The organism is Nocardia sp. NPDC055053 (genome assembly GCF_053608285.1).
Genome location: NZ_JBSGVD010000014.1, coordinates 104,847 through 126,144, shown reverse-complemented (window position 1 = coordinate 126,144; position 21,298 = coordinate 104,847). Strand labels below are relative to the sequence as shown.

Genomic DNA, 21,298 nt, shown 5'->3' with positions numbered 1-21,298 from the left:
GACTGGCACGATGGCACGGTGACCACCGCGACGACCCCGAAAGGTGAACGACGCCGCCAGGCCCTGGTGGCGGCGGCCGCTGAACTGTTGCTCGAAGGCGGCTTCGACGCGGTGCGACATCGCTCGGTGGCGTCGCGGGCCGATCTTCCGCTCGCCTCGACCACCTACTACTTCGAGTCGCTGGAAGATCTGATCGCCCGGGCCGTCGAGTTCAGCGGCGCGATCGAACTCGACGCGATGCGTCGCCGGGTCGGTGAGGTCAGCCATCGCAGGCGCGGCGCCGAGGCGACCGTCGACCTGGTCCTCGACCTACTCGTCGGGCCCGACGAGGGCGACCTCGACGCCCGCGGTCAGCTGATCGCCCGCTACGAGCGCTCGGTCGCCTCCGCCCGGCACCCCGAGTTACGTGAGGTCCAGCTCCGACTACGCACCCAGCTCGAAGAACTGCTCGCCGACGTGCTGCGCCGCTCCGACCGAGTGGTGCGCCCCGAGCAGTTACGCAGGCTGGTCGCCGTCGTCGACGGCGCCGTAGTGGCCGCGCTGATCGAGGGCCATCCGGAGCCGCGCCGCCCCGCACGGGCCGGTCTGCTCGACATGATCGACATCGTCGCCCCGCCCGTGGTGCCCAACATGATGCCCCAGCAGCTGGAACGGGCACGCCAACTAGACTGAACGTTCGTGAGCCTCGTCCCGAATGTCCTCGCCACCCGATACGCCAGCCCGGAGCTCGTCGCGCTCTGGTCGCCCGAGAACAAGATCGTGCTCGAGCGCAGGCTGTGGCTCGAGGTGCTGCGGGCTCAGTCGGAGCTCGGCATCGACGTCCCCGCCGGCGTGATCGACGACTACGCGCGCGTGATCGACCACGTGGATCTGGCCTCGATCGCCGAGCGCGAGCGGGTCACCCGCCACGACGTGAAGGCGCGCATCGAGGAGTTCAACGCGCTGGCCGGGCACGAGCACGTGCACAAGGGCATGACCAGCCGCGACCTCACCGAGAACGTGGAGCAGCTGCAGATCCGGCTCTCGCTCGAGCACGTCTACAACCACGGTGTCGCCGTCGCGGCCAGGCTGGCCGAGCGGGCCGCCGAATACCAGACGCTGGTGATGGCCGGTCGCTCGCACAATGTCGCCGCGCAGGCCACCACGCTGGGCAAGCGATTCGCCTCCGCCGCCGACGAGGTGCTCGTCGGGCTGGCCCGGCTGCGCGACCTGATCGACCGCTACCCGCTGCGCGGGATCAAGGGCCCGATGGGCACCGCCCAGGACATGCTCGACCTGCTCGACGGCGACGCGGGCAAACTGGCCGCGCTCGAGCAGCAGGTGGCCACGCACCTCGGCTTCGCGACCGTGTTCACCAGCGTCGGCCAGGTGTATCCGCGCTCGCTCGACCACGACGTGCTCTCCGCGCTGGTGCAGCTGGGCGCGGGCCCGTCGTCGTTCGCGCACACCATCCGGCTGATGGCGGGCCACGAGCTGGTCACCGAGGGCTTCCAGCCCGGCCAGGTCGGGTCGTCGGCGATGCCGCACAAGATGAACACCCGCTCCTGCGAACGCGTCAACGGCCTGCAGGTCGTGCTGCGCGGTTACGGCTCGATGGCGGCCGAGCTCGCGGGCGCGCAGTGGAACGAGGGCGACGTGTTCTGCTCGGTGGTGCGCCGCGTCGCGCTGCCGGACGCGTTCTTCGCCATCGACGGCCAGACCGAGACCTTCCTGACCGTGCTCGCCGAGTTCGGCGCGTACCCGGCGGTGGTCGCCCGTGAGCTCGACCGGTACCTGCCGTTCCTGGCCACCACCCGCATCCTGATGGCGGCGGTGCGCGCTGGTGTCGGTCGCGAGACCGCGCACGAGGTCATCAAGGAGCACGCGGTCGCGGTGGCGCTGGCCATGCGCGAGCAGGGTCGCGAGCCCGATCTGCTGGACCGCCTCGCCGCCGACGATCGGATGCCGCTTGACCGCGCCGGCCTCGATGCCGCGCTGGCCGACAAGTCGGCGTTCATCGGCGCCGCGTCCGACCAGGTGTCCGAGGTGATCGCGCAGGTGCAGAAGCTGGTCGAGGCGAACCCCGAGGCGGCGCGCTACACGCCGTCGCCGATTCTCTGATCCGGCGTATTCGTGCACTTCGGCTCGTCGCAGTCAGTTTTCTGACTCGAAGCGGCCGAAGTGCACGAAAATACCGGGCTGGATACCGTACGCGGGTGAATCCGTACACGATCTTCGCCGACATCATCGCCGGGCTCGCCCCCTCGTCCAAGGTGTACGAGGACGACGATGTCCTGGCATTCATGGATATTCGTCCCGTGACGCCGGGGCATGTGCTCGTGGTGCCCAAGGCGGCCGCGCCGAGCCTGGCGGATCTGGATCCGGCGTTGGGCGGCAAGCTCTTTCAGGTGGGTCAGCGGATCGCGGCCGCGTTGCGTGCCAGTGAGGTGGCCGCCGACGGGGTGAACTTCTTTCTCGCCGACGGGGTCACGGCCGGGCAGGAAGTCTTCCATGTGCATCTGCACGTGATCCCGCGGACGCCGGGCGACGGCTTCGGGCTGCGCGCCCGCCCGACCTCGCCTGCCCGCGCCGACCTCGACTATCTGGCCGGTTCCATCCGGGGCGCGCTCACTCGCTGACGCCCACTTCGGGCTAACCGGGCATTGCGAACCAGCGAGTTTGCTGAAGAAACGCCCGAAGCGCCAAATGCTTCCAGTTCATTCACCTCTGGGTTACTTTGGACTGTCATTGGCATGCGGTAATGGAGGGTGGGTCGTGCGTCGTATAGGTGTTGCTGCTTCAGTGCTGGCTTTCGCTCTCGCATTGCTCGGACCCGCGGTGGTCAACCCCGCTCCCGCGGCTGCCGCGCAGATCATCGGGGCGAACAACCTCAGCCCCACCCGCACTGCGATCACGGTCACCTCGCCCGCGATGGGCCGCAATGTCGACCTGCAGGTGCTGCACCCGGCGGGCGGCGGCGCACGATCGACGTACTACCTGCTCGACGGGCTCGATCCCGGTGTCGGCCAGAGCACCTGGACCAATGCGACCGACGCCGAGGCCTTCTTCCGCGGCAAGAACGTCAACGTGGTGATGCCCATCGGCGGGCAGGCCAGCTATTACGCCGACTGGATCACCGATGACCCGCGCTTCGGCCGGTACAAGTGGGAAACGTTCCTCACCAAGGAACTGCCCGGCCTGATCGACGCGGAGTTCGCAGGCAACGGCGTCAACGGCATCGGCGGCCTGTCGATGGGCGGCAACGCGGCCTATGTCCTGGCCGCCCGCCACCCCGAGCTGTATCGGGCCGTCGCCGGTTACAGCGCGTGCCCCGACAGCGCTATGGCGGCGGGCGCGATCATGTTCTCCATCGCCAATCGCGGTGGCAACCCGCTCAATATGTGGGGCGCGCCCGGCAGCCCGGAATGGGCCGCGCACGATCCGGCGCTGATGATCGACCGGCTGCGCGGCAAGGCGCTGTACCTGTCGACCGGTACCGGCATCCCCGGCCCGCACGAAGCCGAGCTCAAGCCGCAGCTGGCGGAGAACATCTTCCTCGGCGGGCCGATCGAACTCGGCGTCAACACGTGCATGGTGGCCTTCGACCAGCGCCTGCGCGCGGCGGGCATCGGCGCCAAGATCGATTACCACCCGGTCGGGACGCACTCGTGGTCCTACTGGCAGGACGCGCTGCACGCGTCGTGGCACACCATCGGCCCGGCGCTGGGGGCCTGAGAATCCTGCCCGACGTGGCCCGGCTCGACGGCTTCGCGGCCCGAGAGCCGGGCCGCGGTGCGTTCCAGGGTGCTATCGAGCCGATCGGCGGCGCAGTACCGCGCCCGCGATGACCCCGACGACTGAGAGCCCGGCGATGATCAGCACGTAACCCGCTGGGAAGCCGAGGATCTCGACGTACTCCCTGCTCACCACCCGGTCGCGCACGGTGACGTCCTCCGATGCGGCGGCGAGGGTGAAATCGCTGGTAATGCTCGACGGCTGGGGAATGTTCACCGAGAGCTCGGTCAGGTAATTCTTGCCCGCGGCAAGCGCTTTCAGGTCAGAGTCGGTGAGTTCGCCGATGGGGGAAGCGAATTCGGTAGTGGTCGATTGGGTCGCCGTGTCGGCGTCGGTGCGAGCCACCCGGTGGTCGCTGAAGACGTAGAGGTGGACCGACTGGGGTCGGGTGGCCGCGGCGGACATCCGCATCGGGTAGACGAGGCGGTCGGAATCGAAGGTGAGGCGCACCGGATCGAGCTCGCCCGAAAGGGGTTTCGCGCTGGTGAGACGCATGGCGACGAAGGACCAGCCCTCGCGCAGATACGGGTCGAGGGTGGCGCTCACCTCGGGGCGGAGCTGATAGCCGTTGACGTCCAGCCACTCTCGTACGCCGGTGAGGTCGCCGCCGCGCAAGGTGGTCGCCTCCAGCGGGCCGAGCCGCACCTGTCCGAGAACGTCAGGGCCGGAGCCGGGCGCGGCACCCGAGGTCGCGCCGTCATAGCCGCTACCGAACCAGCGGTATTCCTTGACCACCTCGGGCGCGGTGAGCCGCGACAGCTCGCTGAACGAGGCCGCACTCCCCGCCGACACGGTCGCCGGTGTCGGCGTGGGAACGATCAAGGCCGCATCGGCACCATCGAACCGCATCCCCAACCGCATCAGGATCGTCTCGCGCGTCCCGTCCCAGCCGAGCACCGCGGTCTCACTGTCGACCCGGGCCGAGTTTCCCCCGCTGACCACCCCACCGCACGCACACGCGGTCGCCGGCGTGACCGCCGCCCAACCTGCCGCCAGCACCACCCCGACAGCCACGACGAACGATCGAACCGCATACCGCATCCCCATGCGAGCAGGCTACGCACCCACCGCCCCGCTGCCATCCGCAGAAATACCTAGCACGGACGCCCTGGGGCGTAGCGGCCGAGTTGGCGGGCCCGGCTGGAGCGCTGCGGCTACGGTGGACCCATGGCTGGCGAGAATGAGACGGTGTCGGCGCCGATCGCGAAGAAGGTGCCCTTCGAGCGGGTGCACCACGGTGACACGTTCGTCGACGAGTACGAGTGGCTACGGGACAAGGACGATCCCGAGGTCATCGCGTACCTGGAGGCCGAGAACGCCTTCACCGAGGCGCAGACCGACCAGCTCCAGCCGCTCCGGGACAAGATCTTCGACGAGATCAAGGCCCGCACCCAGGAGACCGATCTGTCGGTGCCGACCCGGCTGGGGGAGTACTGGTACTACTCCCGCAGTTTCGAGGGCAAGCAGTACGGCGTGCATTGCCGCTGTCCCATCGACGCGAACGCCGAGGGCATCGACGCGTGGACGCCGCCGCAGCTCGAGGCCGAAACGGTGATCGAGGGCGAGCAGGTACTGCTCGACAGCAATGTCCTGGCCGAGGGCCTCGACTTCTTCGCGCTCGGCGCGTTCTCGCTGAGCCACGACGGCACCCTGCTCGCCTACTCGGTCGACAGCACCGGCGACGAGCGCTACACGCTGCGGATCAAGGACCTGCGCACCGGTGAGCTGCTGCCGGACGAGGTCGCCGGCGCGGCACCGGGGGCGACCTGGTCGCTGGACGGCACGCACATCTTCTATCAGACCGTCGACGAGTCGTGGCGTCCCGACACCGTGTGGCGGCACCGCGTCGGGGCTGCCGCCGACACCGACGTGACGGTGTTCCACGAGCCCGACGAGCGCTACTGGGTGAGCGTCGGCGCGACCCGCTCCGAGAAGTATCTGATGATCTGGCTCGGTTCCAAGATCACCACCGAGGGCTGGGTGCTCGAGTCCGACAACCCCGAGGGCGAGTTCCGGGTGCTGCTGCCGCGCCGCGAGGGCGTGGAGTACTCGGCCGAGCACGCGGTGATCGCGGGCCAGGATCGCTTCCTGATCCTGCACAACGACGTGGTCGACGGGGTGAAGGCGGAGAACTTCGTCCTCGCCGAGGCGCCAGCCACCGACCCGTCGGACATGACGATCCTGATCGGGCACCGCGAGGACGTGCGGCTCGAGGACATCGACGCCTTCGCCAACCACCTGGTGCTCGGCTACCGCCGTGACGCGCTGCCGCGCCTGTCGGTATGGCCGCTGACCGCCGAGGGGTACGGCGAACTGACCGAGCTGGACTTCGGGCTCGAATTGTTCTCCGCCGGAGCGGGTTCCAGCCCGGAGTGGGAACAGCCGACGCTGCGGGTCGGGGTCACCTCGTTCATCACCCCGATGCAGGTGTTCGACTACGTGCCCGCCACCGGTGAGCTGCTGCTGCGCAAGGAGCAGCCGGTGCTCGGCGGCTACGACCCGAACGACTATGAGCAGCACCGTGATTGGGCGGTAGCCCAGGACGGCACCCGGATCCCGATCTCGCTCATCAAGCGCCGCGACCTGCCCGCCGACGGACCGAAGCCGATGCTGCTCTACGGATACGGCTCCTACGAGGCCAGCATCGACCCGTCGTTCTCGGTCTCGCGGCTGTCGCTGCTCGATCGTGGCATGGTGTTCGCGGTGGCGCATGTGCGTGGCGGCGGCGAGATGGGCAGGCTCTGGTACGAGCACGGCAAGACGCTGCTGAAGAAGAACACCTTCACCGACTTCGTCGCCTGCGCAAGCCATCTCATCGACAGCGGCGCCACGGCGGCGGACCGGCTGATCGCCGACGGCGGCAGTGCGGGCGGCCTGCTGGTCGGCGCGGTCGCCAACCTGGCGCCGGAACTGTTCGCCGGCATCCTCGCCAACGTGCCCTTCGTCGACCCGCTCACCTCGATCCTCGACCCGTCGCTGCCGCTGACGGTCATCGAATGGGACGAGTGGGGAAACCCGTTGGCGAACAAGGAAGTCTACGACTACATGAAGTCGTACTCACCCTACGAGAACGTCGAAGCCAAGAACTACCCCGCGATCCTGGCGATCACCAGCCTCAACGACACCCGCGTCCTCTACGTCGAGCCTGCCAAGTGGGTCGCCAAACTGCGCGACACCAAGTCCGGCGACAGCGAATTGCTGCTGAAGACGGAGATGAGCGCAGGCCATGGCGGCGTCAGCGGGCGCTACGAGAAGTGGAAGGAAGTCGGCTTCGAGTACGCCTGGGTCCTGGACAAGGTCGGCTTGGCGGACGCGTAACCGCAGCGGAAGGCGTGCGCCGATGTTCGTCGGGGCGTCATCGGCGCAGCACGCGGGTGTCACCTGGGGCTGACACCGTAGGTTCATGAACGCTGAGCTGATCGTTTCCGTGTCGGGGATCCGGGACACGACCCGCGACGCCGCGATCGAGTTCGGGGCGGAGATGGACCAGCGCGGTGTTCGGCTGTCGCTGCTGGTCGCGCCTCGGTTGAAGGGCAAATACCGGCTGGTCGACGATCCGGCGACGCAGTCGTGGCTGCGGGGCAGGCGGCTCGAGGGCGACGCGATCGTGCTGCACGGGTACGACCAGGCGGCGACCAAGTCCCGGCGGGCCGAGTTCGCGAGCCTGCCAAGGCATGAGGCCACGCTGCGGCTCAAGGCTGCCGACCGGGTGATGGAACAGGTGCAGCTGCGCACCCGGCTGTTCGCCGCGCCGCGCTGGGACGCCTCGGCGGGCGCGCTGGCCGCGCTGCCCGACGTCGGCTTCCGCATGGCCTTCGGTCTGACCACCATGCTCGACCTGGAACGCGATGTGGCACAGCGGGCCCGGGTGTACGGCATCGGTGAGGGCTTCCGCGCCGAACCGTGGTGGTGCCGTGCGCTGGTGATGGGTGCCGCGCGCACGGCTCGCCGCGGCGGTGTCCTGCGGCTGGCGATCTCGGCGGCCCAGTTGCAACGATCGGGCCCGCGCCAGGCGATGCTCGACGCCGTCGACCTGGCGCTGTATCACGGTGCGCGCAGCGACGTCTACCGCTGGGAACCCTTCACCGCGGCCAGAGCTGCCTGACCGGCCACCGCCGCGCGCGTCGGCGATCAAGCGCGCGGCGGTGGCCCCATGTCACGGCACTTCCGGGGCGGCGTCGTGGGTGAAGCCACCCGCCTGCGCGCGGGTCAGCGGCGTGCGCCACGGATTGGCCGAGAGCTGACGCAGGCTGCGCCCGATGTCGGCGAGCAGGAGTTCGGCCATGTCGATGGTGAAGCCGTGCCGGAACACCGCGCGCATGATCGTCTCGTCCTGCCGGTCGGCGGGCAGCGGATAGGCCGCGATGAGCCACCCGCGTGCGCGCAGCCGGTCGGACAGGTCGTAGAGGTTGTAGTCGGCGCCCTCGGTCAGCCGCCATGCCACCGCGGCGATGCCACGCTCTGGTTCGCCCGCGTGGATCAGCTCGAACGGTCCGACCGCGCCCAACCCCTTCGCGAAATGCTGTGCGACGAAGTAGATCGCCGACTGCACCCGGGTGTAGCCCGCCCGGCCGAGCCGGATGAAGTCGTAGTACTGGGTGATGACCTGCCCGCCCGGCCGGGAGAAGTTGAGATTGAACGTCGGCATGTTGCCGCCGAGGTAGTCGACGTCGAAGATCAGGTCCCGCGGCAGATCGGTGGCTTCGCGCCACAACGCCCAGCCGACGCCGAGCGGGGCGAGACCGGTCTTGTGACCGGAGGCGTTGATCGACTTCACCCGCGGTAACCGGAAGTCCCACACCAGCTCCGGTGCGGTGAACGGACCGAGGAAGCCGCCACTGGCCGCGTCGACGTGGATCGGGATGTCGGGACCGCCCGCGGTGTGTATGCGGTCGAGGGCGGCGCTGATCGCGGCGACGTCCTCGAACAGGCCGGTGAAGGTCTGGCCGAAGGTCGGCACCACGGCGATGGTGTTGTCGTCGCAGTAGTTCGGCAGGTCGTCGGGGTGCAGGGTGTACCGGTCGCCGCGCAACGGGACCTGCCGCAGTTCCACATCGAAGTAGCGCGCGAACTTCTCCCAGCACACCTGCACCGGCCCGCTCACCAGGTTCGGCATCCCGGTGCCGCCGCGCGCCCGCCAGCGGAACTTCGCGGCGAGACCGCCGAGGATCGCGGCCTCGCTGGATCCGGTGGTCGAGGTGCCGAGCGTCGATGCGGGATCGGGGGCGTGCCACAGGTCCGCGAGCATGCGCACGCAGCGCTTCTCCAGCTCGGCGGTCTGGGGGTATTCGTCCTTGTCGACGATGTTCTTGTCGATCGATTCGGCCATCAGGCGACGGGCCTTGTCATCGATCCACGTCGTGCAGAAGGTGGCCAGGTTCATCCGGGCGACACCGTCGAGGATCAATTCGTCGTGCACGATCTCGTAGGCGACGTCGGGAAAGAGCTCATGGGCCGGGAAACCGCCGTGCGGGGCGGGCCGGGTGAAGCCGGGAAGACTGAAAAGGTCGTTGGGGAAGAGATTCTCGGCCACTGTTCCTCCAGTCAGCGGGTGCACTGCCAGGTGTTTGCTCTATCGGGATTCTGCAACGATTCCGTTCTCTTTGTGCTCGATTCGAGCCTACCGGGAGGATGCTGGACAGTTACTATGCAAGAGCAAGTGATCGAGGGTTTCCGCTAGTTGTGCAGACACAGCAGGAGGCAGCGCTGATGACGGGCTCCGCGACGAAAGCCGCGACGACGACGAAGTATTTATCCTGGGTGACATTGGCGCTGATGACCACGAGTTCGGTGGCCAGCCTCCGCTCGGCGCCCACCATGGCGGTCTACGGACTCGCCTGTGTATTCCTCTACATCATTCCCGCGATTCTTTTCCTGCTACCGACCTCGCTGGTCGCCGCGGAACTCGCCTCGGGCTGGCAGGGCGGTATCTACAAATGGGTCGGGGACGGGCTGAACAAGCCGCTCGGCTTTCTCGCCGTCTGGTGTCAATTCGCCATGACGATTTTCTACTACCCGAGCTTGCTCGCTTATGTGGCAAGCACTTTCGCGTACATCATCGATCCGTCACTGGCGTCCAACGGTCTTTATGTGGCGATCGTGATCATCACCGTCTATTGGGCAGGTGTGTACGTGTCCTCGCAGGGCACCAAGACGGTGGCCGGGCTGTCGAGTATGGGCCTGGTGATCGGCACACTGATCCCCGGCACCATCCTGGTCCTGCTTGGTATGGTGTTCCTCGCGCAGGGCAATCCGTCTGCGGCGCCGATGGATTCGAGTCACCTGCTGCCGGCCTGGACCGGTTTGGCGAGTCTCGTGCTGATCGTGAACAACTTCCTGTCCTACGCGGGCATGGAGATGAACGCGGTGCACGTGTCGTCGCTGAAGAATCCGGCCAAGGAATTCCCGAAGGCGATGTTCCTGGCGATGGGCCTGGTGCTGGTCATCTTCATCCTGCCCGCGCTGGCGATCAGCTGGGTGGTCCCGTCGGCCAGCCTGAGCCTGACCGCGGGCGTGATGCAGGCCTTCGACGGGTTCTTCAGCCACTTCGGCGTCGGCTTCCTCACCCCGATCGTGGGCATCGCGCTGGTGGCGGCCGCGGTCGGCGGCATGCTCACCTGGCTGGCCGGACCGTCCAAGGGGCTGTTGCTGATCGGGCGCAGCGAGGGCTATCTGCCGCCGTGGCTGACCACGATGAACAAGCACGGCGTGCAGCAGAACATGCTGGTGGCGCAGGGCGTGTTCACGACGTTCATCGCGCTGCTCTACGCCTTCATCCCGAATGTCTCCAGCGCGTACTGGATTCTGTCGGTGATCACCACGCAGGTGTATCTGATCATGTACGTGCTGATGTTCGCGGCAGCCGCCAAACTGCGCCGCGACGATCCCGGCCATCCGCGCGGTTATCGGGCACCCGCCCTGTTCGCGCTCTGCGGTCTCGGCGCCGCGTCCTCGATCGCGGCGTTCGCGATCGGCTTCGTGCCGCCCTCGCAATTCGGGTCGGGGAGCCCGTGGGTGTATCTGCTCATCGTCGGCGGCGGCATGGGCATCGTCGGTCTGCTGATCCCGTACCTGTTCTACCGAAACCGCAGGGACAGCTGGAAACTCGACGTTCCGGAAGGGGAGAAGGCATGACGACCGGAGACGCCCCCGCACACAAGCGCCGCTGGATCTACCTCACCGCGGGTGCGCTGCTCGTGGTGTTCGCCCTGATCGGCCTGCTCACCTTCGATGGGATCCGCGAGAACACCCAGGCGAGCGCCAAAGCCGAACAGCTGCACAGCGATCTGCTCGCGGCGGGCCTGCCCGCACCCGAGCCCGAGGTGATCGCCGATGCGCTCGGCGACGACGGCGGCTCGGTGTGCCAGGACCCGAGTTCGCCGCTGATCGAGGCGAATTACCAGGCCTCGATCACCAACGGCGCGGCTGGGCCGGGGCAGCGCCCGGTGATCGGCCCGCGTGCCACCACCCAGGCGGTGGCGCTCACCATCGCCGTCTATTGCCCGGATCGCTTGCCGGACTATCTTTCTCATCTCGACACCCTGAAGCTGGACGACACCACGAAGTGAGGCGTGATCGATGACGGATACCCCCGAAGTGGCTGCGCTGCGCACCACGATCGCCGGGCTGATGGGCCAGGCGAAAAAGGATCTCACCCAGCTGGTTTCGCTCAAATCGGTCGCCGACCCGCGCCAGTTCCCGCCGGAAGGCTGCGCGCAGACCGCGCAGTGGGTGGCCGACGCGTTCACCGCGGCCGGGCTGACGGAGGTGGGCCTGCACGAGACGCCCGACGGCAGCAAGGCCGTCATCGGGCACAAGCCGGGCCCGCCGGGCACACCGACGGTGCTGCTCTACTGCCACTACGACGTGCAGCCGCCGCTGGACGACGATGCCTGGAACACCCCGGTATGGGCCCTGACCGACAAGGACGGCCGCTGGTACGGCCGCGGCGCCGCCGACTGCAAGGGCAACATCGTCACCCACCTGACGGCCCTGCGCGCGATCGGACCCGACTTCCCGATCGGCATCAAGGTGGTCTCGGAGGGCTCCGAGGAGCAGGGCACCGGCGGGCTGGAGAAGTTCGTCGTCGCCAATCCCGACCTGCTCGCCGCCGACGTGATCCTGGTGGCCGACTGCGGCAACTTCGCGGTCGGCGTACCCACCTTCACCCAGACCCTGCGCGGGAACGTGAATGTCGTCGTCACGGTGAAGACGCTGGCCGGGCCGATGCACTCGGGCATGTTCGGCGGCCCGGCACCGGACGCGCTGGCGGCGATGATCCGGCTGCTGTCGTCGCTGCGGGACGAGCACGGCAACACCACCATCGACGGTCTCACCGACAACCAGAAGTGGACCGGCGTGCAGTACCCGGTCGAGGAATTCCGGGCCGACGCCGGTGTGCTCGACGGCGTCGACCTGCTCGGCAGCGGCACCGTCTCGGACATGGTGTGGGCGCGGCCCGCGCTGACCGTGCTCGGGATGGACGTACCCGCCGTCGTCGGGTCGTCGGCGGCGATCCAGCCGAGCACCCGGGCCAGGCTCAACCTGCGCATCCCACCGGGCACCGAGCCCAAGCAAGCCCTCGACCTGCTGGAGGGGCACCTGCGCGCGCACGTGCCGTGGAACGCCCGGCTCGACATCGAGGTCGAGGCGCTCGGCGAACCGTTCGTCGCCTCCGAGCACGGGCCCGCGCGCTCGGCGCTGGAGCAGGCGATGGCGACCTCCTACGGCCGCCACGTGACCACCGAGGGGCAGGGCGGGTCGATCCCGCTGTGCAACGTCTTCGCCGACACCTACCCGAAGGCCGAGATCATGCTGATCGGCGTGGAAGAGCCGAAATGCCTGATCCACGCGCCCAACGAGAGCGTGGACCCGAGCGAGATCGAACACATGGCCCTGGCCGAGGCGCTGTTCCTGAGCAGCTACCGCTGATTCAGAACTGCGCCTGGTCTTCCGGCTGGATCGCCCTGAACTCGGTGCCCGCCGGAGCCATCTCGTTCAGCCTGCCGAAGTAGATGCCCTGCGCCGCCGGCTCGATGATCCCGAAATGGATCGGGACGGCGGTGCGGGGATTCACCGCGCGCAGGTAGTCGACGGTGTCCCAGATCCGCATCCACGGCGCGACGGCCGGGATGGCGAGCACGCCGACCGGGACCGGCGGCACCCACAGCGAGTCGCCGGGATGGACCAGCTGGGCGGGGTCGGCCTCGGTGCCGAGCTGGAAGACCGTGTTGTCGATCACCGGGATCTCCGGGTGGATCACCGCGTGGCGCCCGCCGCCGCCGGTGATCTGGAGCTCACCGATATCGAGCACCTGACCGGCCGAGACCGGCTCCCAGCCCTCGCTGCGCTGCTGGGCGGTCTGCGGGTCCGACAGCAGGCGGGCGGCCGGGTTGGCCTCGATCAGCGCCTCGATCCGGTTCGGGTCGATGTGGTCGGGATGCTGATGGGTCACCGCGATCGCGTCCAATCCGGTGATGCCCTCGAAGCCGTGCGCGAACGTGCCTGGATCGAACAGCACCTTCACGCCGTGCAGTTCCACGAGGATGCAGGAATGACCGAAGTGGGCGATACGCATATGCCGATGCTAAGCCGCCACGACCCCGGAACGCGGGCACGACGGCCGGGTCAACTAGGATTTCTGAGGTAACCCCCCACACCACATGAGGAGCAACGCGTGGCACGAGTCGTGGTCGAGGTCATGCCGAAGGCCGAGATCCTGGACCCCCAGGGACAGGCCGTGGTCGGCGCGCTCCCGCGTCTGGGATTCGCCGGAATCTCGGATGTGCGGCAGGGCAAGCGATTCGAGCTCGAGGTGGACGAGAGTGTCTCCGACGCCGAGCTCGAGCAGATCGCCGAGGCGCTGCTCGCCAACACCGTGATCGAGGACTGGAAGGTCGTTCGGGTCTCGTGAGCGCGCGTATCGGCGTAATTACTTTTCCGGGCACGCTCGACGATGTCGACGCTGCCCGCGCGGTGAAGCTGGCCGGTGCCGAGGCCGTGAGCCTGTGGCACGCCGACGCCGACATCAAGGGTGTCGACGCGGTCATCGTGCCCGGTGGCTTCTCCTACGGCGACTACCTGCGCTGCGGCGCCATCGCCCGGTTCGCGCCGGTGATGGGCGAGGTCGTGCGCGCGGCCGGTCAGGGCCTGCCGGTGCTCGGCATCTGCAACGGCTTCCAGGTGCTGTGCGAGGCCGGGCTGCTGCCCGGCGCGCTGACCCGCAACGAGGGCCTGCACTTCATCTGCCGCGACGAGTGGCTGCAGGTCGAGGCGACGAACACCGCGTGGACCTCCCGCTACGAGCAGGGCGCGCAGATTCTCGTCCCGCTGAAGTCGGGCGAGGGCCGCTACCAGGCCTCGCAGAAGGTGCTCGACGAGCTCGAGGGCGAGGGTCGCGTGGTGTTCCGCTACGCGGGCGACAACCCGAACGGCTCGCAGCGCGGGATCGCGGGCATCTCCTCGGCCAACGGCCGGGTCGTCGGCCTGATGCCGCACCCCGAGCACGCCACCGAGGCGCTGACCGGCCCGAGCGACGACGGCCTCGGCATGTTCTTCTCGGTCATCGACAGCCTGATCAGCGCTTGAATTATTGGAGCGCTGGCGCGCTCGAGGTCGCTGTGTTTGTTGGAGCGCTGGCGCGCTCGAGTCGCGGCCCCTTGTGTCCCGCCGGTCAGGCACCGTTGCTTGCTCCTTCGTCGCGTACGCAACGGCGCCTGACCGGCGGGACGGCCGCGACGGCCGACTGCGTCGGCCTGCCCCTCCTCGAGGTCGGGGCGTGTGGGTTGCTATGGCAGTCGGTCGATGATGTCGAAATCCACTTCGTCGGCTCTCGCTAGATAGGCGGGGCCGACGGCCTGGTTTCCGACGAATCCCCGGCGGGTGGACGGGCCGTCCAGGACTATGCCGGTGGCGAGGCGGCCCGCGATGGTGGGGACGTCCAGGGTGCCGACCGTGTCGGCCAGCGTGCGCAACAGGTGGACCGCCTCATAGGTGGAATTGCTGAACGTGGTCAGCGCGGGGGCGAAGGCGCCCTGGTGTTCGCGGTAGCGGGCACGGCGGTCGCGGCCGTCGGCGGTGTGCTCGTCGATGAAGAAGCTCGATGCCACATACAGGTTGGTGTTGGCGGCGGGACCCGCGCTCAAAAGGACATTCTCGTCGACGGCGGGGCTCAGGCGCGGCATGATCGCGGGCAGGCCGGTCGCGGTGAACTGGCGGTTGAACCGGGCGGTGTCGGCGCCGACCATCAGGATCAGCACCGCGTCGGCGCGCAGCAAGGCCGGACTGTCCAGGAACGCGTGGAAATCGGTGGTGCCGAGCGGGACGTACTGCTCGAGCACGATATCGGCCGGTGACCGCAGCGCGCGGCGCAGCGCGTTGACCGTCTGGCGCGGCCAGATGTAGTCGTTGCCGATCACCGCCCACCTGCGCACCCCCAGTTCACGCGCCATCCACGCGACGGCGGGCACGGTCTGGTGATCAGGATGCTCACCGACCAGCAGGACGCCGGGGCGTTCGTCGGGCAGGCCCTCGTGATCGGTCGCGTACAGGTAGGGGACGCGGCCGTCGACGGCGTCGGCGACCGCGCGGCGCACCGCCGAGGTGTGCCAGCCGGTGATCGCGCCGACCATTCCGGTCGCCAGAAACGCCTCGACCTCGGTGGCCACTTCGTACGGTGAGCGGCCGCCGTCGATGGTTGTCAGCCGAATTTCGCGGCCCAGAATTCCTGTCCCACTATTGATTTCATCGACAGCGAGGGAAATGGCCGCGGTACACGATGGAGCGATGATCCCACCGGGGCCCTGAGTGGGCACGATCGAGAGAATCTCGATCGTCTCGTCCCGACTCTCGTCGAACGTGGGCATTCTGTACTCTATCGCTCGAGTGCGAACAGGTTCGTTCGAATGAATTGTGTCGGCAGGTGGGAATGCAATCGGTGTCCATCATAAGTGGGTGTTCCACGCTGCACGGCGCGCTGCGCTCGGCGGAGCGTAACTGGGTCCGTCAGCTCGATTCGGCGCTGTCGGCCGACAATCTCACGGCCGATCACTGGGCGATTCTGTCGCAGTTGTCGACCGATGAGGGCATGACCATGTCGGAGCTGGCGGCTGCCGCGCGCCTCGCGCCGTCCTCGGCCACCCGGCACGCCGACCATCTCGCCGAACGCGGTCTCATCTTCCGGGTCGCCGCGACCGATGACCGCAGGCGGATCCTGATCGGGCTGAGTAATCTCGGCGCGAAGCTGGTCGGGCGGATCCGGGCGGAGGAACAGCAGGCAGAGGACGATCTGCGGGCCCGGCTCGGTGCGCGGCGCTACAGCGAATTGGTTACCGCGCTGTCGGTCATCGCCGAGCTGTAATTTTGGAGCGCGGCCGCGACGGCCGACTGCGTCGGCCAGCGCGGCCGCGACGGCCGACTGCGTCGGCCTGCCCCTCCTCGAGGTCGGGGCGTGCGGGCTGGATCGATCGGGAGCTTCAGCACCTAGGATCGCGGATGTGCCTGTATCCCTGACTGCGGCCACCGCGAGTGGCCTGTGCGCCTTCATCGATGCTTCGCCGTCGCCGTTCCATGTGTGTGCGACGGTCGCCGCCGAGCTCGCGGCCAACGGGTTCACGCCGCTGGCGGAGGCGCAGGCGTGGGAGGGTGTCGGTGGGAAACACTATGTGGTGCGCGGTGGTTCGCTGATCGCGTGGGCCGATTTCGACGCGGCGCCAACCGATCCGTTCCGGGTGGTCGGTGCGCACACCGACAGTCCGAATCTGCGGGTGAAGCAGCATCCTGACCTGGCGGCGGCCGGGTGGCAGCTGGTCGGGCTCGAGCCCTATGGCGGCGCGTGGCTGAATTCGTGGCTGGACCGGGAGCTCGGGATCTCCGGGCGGCTCAGCGTGCGCGACGGTGCGCGGATGAGCGAGGTCCTGGTTCGCATCGACGAGCCGATTCTGCGGGTGCCGCAGCTGGCGATCCACCTGTCCGAGGACCGGCGCGGGGTGACCCTCGACCCGCAGCGGCACGTGAACGCGATCTGGGGCATCGGTGATTCGCCCGCCTCGTTCCTGGATTTCGTTGCCGAGCGGGCCGGGGTCGACGGCGCCGACGTGCTCGGCTGGGAACTGATGACCCACGATCTCGCGCCGAGCACACTGGTCGGGCGCGACAACGATCTGGTGAGCGCGCCACGGCTGGACAACCAGGGCACCTGCTACGCCGGGCTGCAAGCATTCCTCGCCGCGGTCGACGAGCCGGGCGCCGCGACACCGGTGCTGGTGATGTTCGACCACGAGGAGGTCGGCAGCCAGTCCGATCGGGGCGCGCAGTCGGATCTGCTGCCCGCCGTCCTGGAACGCATCGTGCTGGCCCGTGGCGGTGGGCGAGCGGATTACCTTGCCGCCCTTGCCGGTTCGGTGGTCGCCTCCGGTGACATGGCGCACGCGACGCACCCGAACTACCCGGACCGGCACGAACCCGCGCACCGCATCGAGGTCGGCGGCGGGCCGGTGCTCAAGGTCAACCAGAACCTGCGCTACGCCACCGATGCGGCGGGGGCGGGCGCCTTCGCGCTGGCGTGTGCGCAGGCCGGTGTTCCGTTGCAGCGCTACGTGCATCGCGCCGATCTGCCGTGCGGTTCGACCATCGGCCCGATGACCGCGGCGCGCACCGGCATGTCCACCGTCGACATCGGCGCACCACAGCTGGCCATGCACTCGTGCCGAGAACTCATGGGCGCGGCCGACGTTCCCGCCTACGCCTCGGCGCTGGCCGCCTTCTTGACGCCGGCCGCCCTCGACTGAGGGGTAGGCCGGTAGGTGATCACCGCGTACACGATCACCGCGAAGGTGGTCCACACGTAGCTGGCGCCGATGATCTGCTGCCACCAGGCCCAGCCGAGTTCCTTGCCGTTGGAATGCGGCAGCACCCACTGCGGCCCGACGATGAACATCACCGTGAACAGCGCGACGACGGCGGTGAACACGCGGGAGCGGCGGCGCGTGACCTGGTCGACGGCGACGACAAGCGCGGGCGCCACCCACACCCAGTGATGCGACCACGACACCGGCGAGACGAGCAGCACGGCAGCGGCGTTGACCAGCAGCGCGGCGACATCCTTGCCCGCGCCGATCAGCCGGTACATCCACACCGCGGCCAGCGCGACCGTCAGCACCGACAGCGCGATCCACAGCCCGGTGGCCACCGATTCGTCCATGCCGAGCCGGAACAGCGTGCCCTTGATCGACTGGTTGCCCGCGAAGTACGGGGTGCCGATGCGGCCGGTGTCGGTGACGGTGTGGAACCAGTATTCGACCGAGTCGCTCGGGAACAGCAGGAAGCCGACGCCCACCGCGCCCGCCGCCGAGATGATCAGGGTGGCCGCGGCCTTCCAGTCCCGGCGCAACAGGAAGTACAGCAGATAGCCCGCCGGAATCAGCTTGATCGACACCGTGATGCCGATCAGCATCCCGCGCGGCCAGAACGGCTTGCGGACCAGGATGTCGATGGTGACCGCGGCCATCAGGATCAGATTGATCTGGCCGAAGTTGAACGTCTGCCGCACCGGCTCCAGGAACTGGGCAAGGCCGAGACCGGCGATCACCACGGTGAGCACCGAGATCCGGTCGAGCTCGGGACGGATCCGGGCGAGCACCAGCCACAGCGCGATACCCAGGCTCACCAGCGAGGTCACCAGCACGGAGATCTCGGCGACCACCAGCGGCATCAACGCCAGCGGCACGAAGAACGCCGCGGCGAGCGGGGGATAGGTGAAGGGCAGGCCGAGTCCGTAGACCGGCGGCATCGGCCCGTACAGGTCGCCGCCGTCGAGCCAGACGCGGGCGCCGTTGCGGTAAACCTGCAGGTCGATGAACCCGTGCCACCAGTGCGCGAGCAACGCGACCGCGGCGGAGAACACGAACAACCCGATCGATGCGGCCAGCCACTTGCGCTGCCGGTCGCGGTCGACGCCCGGTGGGTTTGCCGACGGCCCGGCCGGAGTGGAACTCGGCGCCGCGTCCCGCGCGGGAACAGGCGGCTCGACCTGCTCGGCAACCCCCGGACTCTCGTTCACGGCGTCAGACTATCGGGTGCGCACCCGGCCGAAGTGCAGGTGTGATGAGGCCGGGTGCGAGGTCGGTCACCAGTGGGCAGTGCGGGGCGAAGCCGCTCCGGTACTAACCATTAGACTCTGGAGTCAAGTTCCCCCGGCCGAAAGGACCCTGGTCTCCCGTGACACTGCAGGTCGACACCGTCGCTACCGCCGCAGCCACCCCGGATGCTCCGCAGCCGTACAAGGAACTCGGTCTCAAAGACGACGAGTACGCCCGCATCAAGGAGATTCTGGGCCGCAGGCCCACCGACGCCGAACTGGCGATGTACTCCGTGATGTGGAGCGAGCACTGCTCCTACAAGTCCTCCAAGGTGCACCTGCGCTACTTCGGTGAGACGACCACTCCCGAGATGAAGGCCTCCATGCTGGCCGGCATCGGCGAGAACGCGGGCGTGGTCGACATCGGCGACGGCTGGGCGGTCACCTTCAAGGTGGAGAGCCACAACCACCCGTCCTACGTCGAGCCGTACCAGGGCGCGGCCACCGGCGTCGGCGGCATCGTGCGCGACATCATGGCGATGGGCGCGCGCCCGATCGCGGTCATGGACCAGCTGCGCTTCGGCGCGGCAGACGCGGCCGACACCCGTCGCGTTGTCGACGGCGTCGTGCGCGGCGTCGGCGGCTACGGCAACTCCCTCGGCCTGCCGAATGTCGGCGGCGAGACCGTCTTCGACGCCTCCTACCAGGGCAACCCCCTCGTCAACGCGCTGTGCGCGGGCGCGATGCGGGTGGAAGACCTGCACCTGGCCTTCGCCTCCGGCGCGGGCAACAAGATCATCCTGTTCGGCGCTCGCACCGGCCTCGACGGCATCGGTGGCGTCTCCGTACTGGCCTCGGACACCTTCTCCGGCGAGGAGACCGGCACCGGCCGCAAGAAGCTGCCCGCCGTGCAGGTCGGTGACCCGTTCACCGAGAAGGTGCTCATCGAGTGCTGTCTGGACCTGTACAAGGCCGGACTCGTCGTCGGCATCCAGGACCTCGGCGGCGCCGGGCTGTCCTGCGCCACCTCCGAGCTGGCCGCGGCAGGCGACGGCGGCATGCACATCGACCTGACCAAGGTCCCGCTGCGCGCCAAGCACATGACCCCCGCCGAGATCCTGTCGAGCGAGTCGCAGGAGCGCATGTGCGCGGTCGTCACCCCCGAGAACGTGGACGCCTTCATGGCCGTCTGCAAGAGGCACGACGTGCTGGCCACCGTCATCGGTGAGGTCACCGACGGCGACCACCTCGTCATCACCTGGCACGGCGAGACCGTCGTCGACGTGCCGCCGCGCACCGTCGCCCACGAGGGCCCGGTCTACGAGCGCCCCGTGCAGCGTCCCGAGGACCAGGACGCGCTGATCGCCGACACCACCGCGACCCTGACCCGGCCCAAGACGGCCGACGAGCTGCGCGAAACCCTGCTGACGATGATCGCCAGCCCGCAGCTGTGCAGCCGCAAGTGGATCACCGAGCAGTACGACCGCTACGTGCGCGGCAACACCGTGCTGGCCGAGCACGCCGACGCCGGTGTGGTGCGCATCGACGAGGAGTCCGGTCGCGGTATCGCGCTGGCCACCGACGCCTCGGGCCGCTACACCAAGCTCGACCCGTACACCGGCGCGCAGCTGGCGCTGGCCGAGGCATTCCGCAATGTCGCCACCACCGGCGCCACCCCGAAGGCCGTCACCAACTGCCTGAACTTCGGTTCGCCGGAGGACCCCGGCGTGATGTGGCAGTTCCAGCAGGCCGTGCGCGGTCTCGCGGACGGCTGTGCGGCGCTGGGCATTCCGGTCACCGGCGGCAATGTCAGCTTCTACAACCAGACCGGCAAGGACGCCATCCTGCCCACCCCGGTGGTCGGCGTGCTCGGCGTGATCGACGATGTGCACCGCCGCATCCCGACCGGCCTCGGCCTCGAGCCGGGCGAGTCGCTGATCCTGCTCGGCGAGACCCACGACGAGCTGGACGGCTCGATCTGGTCGCAGGTCGTGCACGATCACCTTGGTGGCGTGCCGCCGAAGGTCGACTTCGCCCGCGAGCAGTTGCTCTCGGAGGTGCTCACCTCGGGCTCGCGCGACGGCATGATCTCCGCCGCGCACGACCTCTCCGAAGGTGGTCTCGCGCAGACCGTCGTCGAGGCCGCGCTGGCGGGCGAGACCGGTTGCCGCATCGTGCTTCCCGAGGGTTCGGACCCGTTCGTCGAGCTGTTCTCGGAGTCGGCGGGCCGCGTGCTCGTCGCCGTGCCGCGCTCGGAGGAGACCCGCTTCACCAAGATGTGCGACGCGCGGCAGCTGCCGTGGGCGCGCATCGGCGTTGTCGACCAGGGCTCGGATTCGATCGAGGTGCAGGGCCAGTTCTCGGTGACACTCGCCGAATTGCGCGAGGCGTTCGAGGGCACCCTGCCTAAGCTGTTCGGAGCGCACACCGCCTGATTCATCGGATGAG

The 21,298-nt window shown here is 68.5% G+C and carries 19 protein-coding genes; 14 read left to right on the top strand and 5 right to left on the bottom strand.

The features are described 5' to 3' along the window. Window positions 1–18 precede the first annotated feature (18 nt). The 4 genes from ACWF82_RS17180 (at window position 19) to ACWF82_RS17165 (ending at window position 3,714) form a co-directional block, all read left to right on the top strand. A complete protein-coding gene (locus ACWF82_RS17180) occupies window positions 19–672 on the top strand; it encodes a TetR/AcrR family transcriptional regulator (protein WP_452502182.1) in 654 nt (217 codons plus the stop codon). Between the two features lie 6 nt (window positions 673–678). Then, the gene (gene purB / locus ACWF82_RS17175; RefSeq protein ID WP_452502180.1) at window positions 679–2,100 is read left to right on the top strand and encodes an adenylosuccinate lyase; all 1,422 of its coding nucleotides are present in this window, start codon (window positions 679–681) and stop codon (window positions 2,098–2,100) included. 95 nt (window positions 2,101–2,195) lie between these two features. Then, on the top strand, window positions 2,196–2,618 hold the full coding sequence (locus tag ACWF82_RS17170; RefSeq protein ID WP_452502178.1) for an HIT family protein: 423 nt from the start codon (window positions 2,196–2,198) through the stop codon (window positions 2,616–2,618). A 163-nt stretch (window positions 2,619–2,781) separates the two neighbouring features. Next, the gene (locus ACWF82_RS17165) at window positions 2,782–3,714 is read left to right on the top strand and encodes an alpha/beta hydrolase (protein ID WP_452502176.1); all 933 of its coding nucleotides are present in this window, start codon (window positions 2,782–2,784) and stop codon (window positions 3,712–3,714) included. Between the two features lie 72 nt (window positions 3,715–3,786). Here ACWF82_RS17165 and ACWF82_RS17160 read toward each other — a convergent pair whose 3' ends face one another. Next, complete coding sequence (locus ACWF82_RS17160; RefSeq protein WP_452502174.1) at window positions 3,787–4,821, bottom strand: DUF2330 domain-containing protein; 1,035 nt, start codon at window positions 4,819–4,821, stop codon at window positions 3,787–3,789. A gap of 120 nt (window positions 4,822–4,941) precedes the next feature. Here ACWF82_RS17160 and ACWF82_RS17155 point away from each other — a divergent pair, with 120 nt between their 5' ends. Beyond that, on the top strand, window positions 4,942–7,092 hold the full coding sequence (locus ACWF82_RS17155) for a S9 family peptidase (RefSeq protein WP_452502172.1): 2,151 nt from the start codon (window positions 4,942–4,944) through the stop codon (window positions 7,090–7,092). Window positions 7,093–7,177: 85 nt separating this feature from the next. Then, window positions 7,178–7,879: a DUF2334 domain-containing protein gene (locus tag ACWF82_RS17150; RefSeq protein WP_452502170.1), complete on the top strand. Its 702-nt coding sequence runs from the start codon at window positions 7,178–7,180 to the stop codon at window positions 7,877–7,879. 51 nt (window positions 7,880–7,930) lie between these two features. Here the strand turns inward: ACWF82_RS17150 and ACWF82_RS17145 are convergent, their stop codons facing one another. After that, complete coding sequence (locus ACWF82_RS17145; RefSeq protein ID WP_452502168.1) at window positions 7,931–9,307, bottom strand: glutamate decarboxylase; 1,377 nt, start codon at window positions 9,305–9,307, stop codon at window positions 7,931–7,933. A gap of 176 nt (window positions 9,308–9,483) precedes the next feature. On the opposite strand from ACWF82_RS17145, the gene ACWF82_RS17140 reads away from it, so the two are divergent. The 3 genes from ACWF82_RS17140 to ACWF82_RS17130 are packed head-to-tail and all read left to right on the top strand — an operon-like array spanning window position 9,484 to window position 12,705. Further along, window positions 9,484–10,908, top strand: a complete 1,425-nt coding sequence (locus tag ACWF82_RS17140; RefSeq protein ID WP_379306577.1) for an APC family permease — start codon at window positions 9,484–9,486, stop codon at window positions 10,906–10,908. Beyond that, the gene (locus tag ACWF82_RS17135; RefSeq protein ID WP_452502166.1) at window positions 10,905–11,342 is read left to right on the top strand and encodes a hypothetical protein; all 438 of its coding nucleotides are present in this window, start codon (window positions 10,905–10,907) and stop codon (window positions 11,340–11,342) included. Before ACWF82_RS17140 ends, ACWF82_RS17135 begins: the two co-directional genes overlap by 4 nt. A gap of 10 nt (window positions 11,343–11,352) precedes the next feature. After that, a complete protein-coding gene (locus ACWF82_RS17130) occupies window positions 11,353–12,705 on the top strand; it encodes a M20/M25/M40 family metallo-hydrolase (RefSeq protein WP_452502164.1) in 1,353 nt (450 codons plus the stop codon). Between the two features lies 1 nt (window position 12,706). On the opposite strand, the gene ACWF82_RS17125 is transcribed toward ACWF82_RS17130, so the two are convergent. Beyond that, window positions 12,707–13,351 (bottom strand): MBL fold metallo-hydrolase, encoded by a 645-nt coding sequence (locus tag ACWF82_RS17125; protein WP_452502162.1) that lies wholly within the window; start codon window positions 13,349–13,351, stop codon window positions 12,707–12,709. A 99-nt stretch (window positions 13,352–13,450) separates the two neighbouring features. Here ACWF82_RS17125 and purS point away from each other — a divergent pair, with 99 nt between their 5' ends. Together purS and purQ are read left to right on the top strand one after the other, a co-directional pair. Then, window positions 13,451–13,687, top strand: a complete 237-nt coding sequence (purS, locus tag ACWF82_RS17120) for a phosphoribosylformylglycinamidine synthase subunit PurS (protein WP_022565847.1) — start codon at window positions 13,451–13,453, stop codon at window positions 13,685–13,687. Further along, entirely contained in the window at window positions 13,684–14,361 is a 678-nt protein-coding gene (gene purQ, locus ACWF82_RS17115; protein WP_452502160.1) for a phosphoribosylformylglycinamidine synthase subunit PurQ, read from the top strand. Before purS ends, purQ begins: the two co-directional genes overlap by 4 nt. A 200-nt stretch (window positions 14,362–14,561) precedes the next feature. Here purQ and ACWF82_RS17110 read toward each other — a convergent pair whose 3' ends face one another. Next, on the bottom strand, window positions 14,562–15,638 hold the full coding sequence (locus ACWF82_RS17110) for a substrate-binding domain-containing protein (RefSeq protein WP_452502159.1): 1,077 nt from the start codon (window positions 15,636–15,638) through the stop codon (window positions 14,562–14,564). A 62-nt stretch (window positions 15,639–15,700) separates the two neighbouring features. Between ACWF82_RS17110 and ACWF82_RS17105 the strand changes: the two genes are divergently transcribed. Both ACWF82_RS17105 and ACWF82_RS17100 read left to right on the top strand, forming a co-directional pair. Next, complete coding sequence (locus ACWF82_RS17105; protein ID WP_452502157.1) at window positions 15,701–16,132, top strand: MarR family winged helix-turn-helix transcriptional regulator; 432 nt, start codon at window positions 15,701–15,703, stop codon at window positions 16,130–16,132. A gap of 136 nt (window positions 16,133–16,268) precedes the next feature. After that, complete coding sequence (locus ACWF82_RS17100) at window positions 16,269–17,561, top strand: M18 family aminopeptidase (RefSeq protein ID WP_452502155.1); 1,293 nt, start codon at window positions 16,269–16,271, stop codon at window positions 17,559–17,561. On the opposite strand, the gene ACWF82_RS17095 is transcribed toward ACWF82_RS17100, so the two are convergent. After that, complete coding sequence (locus ACWF82_RS17095) at window positions 17,513–18,832, bottom strand: glycosyltransferase 87 family protein (protein ID WP_452502153.1); 1,320 nt, start codon at window positions 18,830–18,832, stop codon at window positions 17,513–17,515. The two genes, ACWF82_RS17100 and ACWF82_RS17095, sit on opposite strands and share 49 nt — an antisense overlap. Window positions 18,833–18,990: 158 nt before the next feature. Between ACWF82_RS17095 and purL the strand changes: the two genes are divergently transcribed. Beyond that, window positions 18,991–21,285: a phosphoribosylformylglycinamidine synthase subunit PurL gene (gene purL, locus ACWF82_RS17090; protein ID WP_452502151.1), complete on the top strand. Its 2,295-nt coding sequence runs from the start codon at window positions 18,991–18,993 to the stop codon at window positions 21,283–21,285. Window positions 21,286–21,298 lie beyond the last annotated feature (13 nt).

What these genes read in the sequence shown, in the direction of transcription:
- ACWF82_RS17105 (WP_452502157.1), top strand. Translation starts at nt 15,701, where the DNA reads ATGCAATCGGTGTCCATCATAAGTGGGTGTTCCACGCTGCACGGCGCG.
- ACWF82_RS17155 (WP_452502172.1), top strand. Translation starts at nt 4,942, where the DNA reads ATGGCTGGCGAGAATGAGACGGTGTCGGCGCCGATCGCGAAGAAGGTG.
- ACWF82_RS17135 (WP_452502166.1), top strand. Translation starts at nt 10,905, where the DNA reads ATGACGACCGGAGACGCCCCCGCACACAAGCGCCGCTGGATCTACCTC.
- ACWF82_RS17150 (WP_452502170.1), top strand. Translation starts at nt 7,178, where the DNA reads ATGAACGCTGAGCTGATCGTTTCCGTGTCGGGGATCCGGGACACGACC.
- ACWF82_RS17130 (WP_452502164.1), top strand. Translation starts at nt 11,353, where the DNA reads ATGACGGATACCCCCGAAGTGGCTGCGCTGCGCACCACGATCGCCGGG.
- ACWF82_RS17110 (WP_452502159.1), bottom strand. Translation starts at nt 15,638, where the DNA reads ATGCCCACGTTCGACGAGAGTCGGGACGAGACGATCGAGATTCTCTCG.
- ACWF82_RS17140 (WP_379306577.1), top strand. Translation starts at nt 9,484, where the DNA reads ATGACGGGCTCCGCGACGAAAGCCGCGACGACGACGAAGTATTTATCC.
- ACWF82_RS17160 (WP_452502174.1), bottom strand. Translation starts at nt 4,821, where the DNA reads ATGGGGATGCGGTATGCGGTTCGATCGTTCGTCGTGGCTGTCGGGGTG.
- ACWF82_RS17125 (WP_452502162.1), bottom strand. Translation starts at nt 13,351, where the DNA reads ATGCGTATCGCCCACTTCGGTCATTCCTGCATCCTCGTGGAACTGCAC.